The following is a 239-nucleotide window of genomic DNA, read 5'->3' on the forward strand; positions in this document are numbered from 1 at the left end:
AGAGCACCTGCCACACCGAATGCCCAAAGTTCGCGTGCGAGCACGGCACCGCCGTTCTTATGATCACCCACGATATGGCAGTGGCCTACCACACCTCCGAACGCATCCTCGTGCTGCGCCGGGGCGAATTGGTGGAAGAAGGCAGCGCCGAGGATATTTTGCTCCGCCCCGTCCATCCCTATACCCAGGGCCTCGTGGCCGCGGCCCGTGCCACTAGTTTGCAGCGCCCGGCAGGGCGG

1 pseudogene is annotated in these 239 nt (G+C 64.9%); it reads left to right on the top strand.

Going from position 1 to position 239, the window contains the following annotated elements:
• Window positions 1-59: 59 nt before the first annotated feature.
• Window positions 60-239 (top strand): annotated as a pseudogene (locus tag QP442_RS08575) (ABC transporter ATP-binding protein); the annotation flags it as partial.

Source organism: Pauljensenia sp. UMB1177 (genome assembly GCF_030217965.1).
Classification (GTDB): Bacteria; Actinomycetota; Actinomycetes; order Actinomycetales; family Actinomycetaceae; genus Pauljensenia; species Pauljensenia turicensis_A.